Here is a 1,955-nt window from a genome sequence, read left to right as displayed (position 1 = left end):
TCAATGGCCTGGAACTGACGGGTAAAGGTGAAGCCGGCAGTACGGTCACTGTGAAAAACGCAGCCGGCGAAACAATCGGCACCGGCATCGTCGGCGCCGGGGGCTCGTTTACCGCCGTTCTCGATACCCCGCAGAAAAATGGTGAGTTGCTTACTGTCACTCTGACCGACAAGGCCGGTAACGTGTCCTTGGCCGGTAATGTGACGGCGGGTGATACCACTGCACCGGCAGCGCCTACCGAGCTTAAGGTCAGCCTTGATGGTATGACCCTGGACGGCAAAGGCGAAGCAGGCAGCACCGTCATCGTGAAAGACGCCTTGGGTGTACAAATCGGCTTAGGAGTCGTAGACACAAACGGCAGCTTCTCTGTCACCTTGAATACTGCGCAAATCAACGGTGAAACCCTCAGCGTCACCCTGACCGATAAGGCCGGTAACGAGTCGCTGGCCGCCCCTGTCATCTCCGTTGATACCACGCCACCGAATGTCCCGACTAACCTTGCGGTCAGCCTTGGAGGCCTGATGTTGACCGGTAAAGGTGAGGCTGGTGCCGCTGTGACCGTGAAAGGTCCAGACGGGCAGCTACTAGGTACTGGGTTTGTCGCAACTGATGGCAGCTTCGCAATTGTGCTTGACCCGGCTCAGGCCAATGGCCAAACGCTGGAAGTCCAATTGAAGGATGCGGCCGGAAATGAGTCCCCGGTCGGCACCGTGATTGTGGGTGGGGCCCTGGCGCCAGAAGCGCCTACCGACCTGGTGGTGAGCACGGATGGCCTGACCCTGAGCGGCAAAGGTGAAGCTGGTTTGTCAGTGACGATCAAAAACGCTGCGGGCGCAGTGATCGGTACGGGCACGGTGGACGTGGACGGCAACTTTGTCGTCAACCTTAATAGTGCACAAAAGAACGGTGAAACTCTTGGCGTAACGTTGACCAATGACCAGGATCTTTCATCTCCATCGATCAGCGTGGTTGCAGGCGATACCACCGCTCCGGCGGCACCCACCAACCTGGTTGTCAGCACTGATGGCCTGGAACTGAGCGGCAAAGGTGAAGCAGGTAGCACCGTCACCGTGAAAAACGCGGCGGGCGAGGTCATAGGTACCGGCGTCGTCGGTGCTGATGGTTCGTTTACCGCGATCCTCAATGCTCCGCAAAAAAATGGTGAAAGCCTCAACGTCACCCTGACCGACAAGGCCGGCAACGAGTCTGTGGATGCGCCGGTGGTGGCGGGCGATACCACTGCCCCGGCGGCACCTACCGAGCTGACAGTCAGCGTGGATGGTTTGACGCTGACCGGTAAAGGCGAAGCGGGCAGCACCGTCACAGTCAAAAACGCGTCGGGCGTGACCGTTGGTACTGGCAACGTTGGTGCTGATGGCACGCTTACCGCCAACCTCAACCCAGCGCAAAAAAATGGCGAAAGCCTCACCGTCACTCTGACCGACAAGGCAGGCAACGTCTCCCAGGCCGCACCAGTGGTTGCTGGTGACACTACTGCGCCGGCAGCTGCGACCAACCTGTCCGTGAGCGTCGATGGTCTGTTGCTTAGCGGTAAAGGTGAGCCGGGCTCTATCGTGACGGTCAAAACTGCGGCGGGTGTGGTAATCGGTGGCGGGCTTGTCGGGTTGGATGGCTCGTTTACGGCGACCCTCACGGCACCACAAAAAAATGGCGAGACCCTCAACGTCACCCTGACCGATGTGGCAGGTAACGTGTCGGCGGCAGCGCCTGTGGTAGCGGGTGATACCACGCCACCGGCGGTTGCGACCGACCTGGTCGTAAGCCTCAACGGTTTGGCACTGACCGGTAAGGGCGAGGCGGGTAGCATTGTCACTGTGAAAAACGCCGCAGGCGTGCAGATTGGCAGCGGTGTTGTCGGGCTTGATGGCTCGTTTAGCGCGGTGCTCACTTCGCCGCAAAAAAATGGCGAAAGCCTCACCGTTACCCTGACCGAT

At 59.3% G+C, this 1,955-nt stretch carries 1 protein-coding gene; it reads left to right on the top strand.

Annotated elements, in window-relative coordinates; genetic code table 11:
- The coding region (locus tag NTD86_RS09320; protein WP_262201916.1) for an Ig-like domain-containing protein at positions 1-1,955 on the top strand (1,955 nt) is incomplete at both ends.

Source organism: Pseudomonas sp. 7P_10.2_Bac1, from assembly GCF_025465935.1.
In the GTDB taxonomy this organism is placed as follows: domain Bacteria; phylum Pseudomonadota; class Gammaproteobacteria; order Pseudomonadales; family Pseudomonadaceae; genus Aquipseudomonas.
The sequence above is the reverse complement of the archived record's forward strand: the minus strand, read 5'-3'. Positions and strand labels throughout refer to the sequence as shown.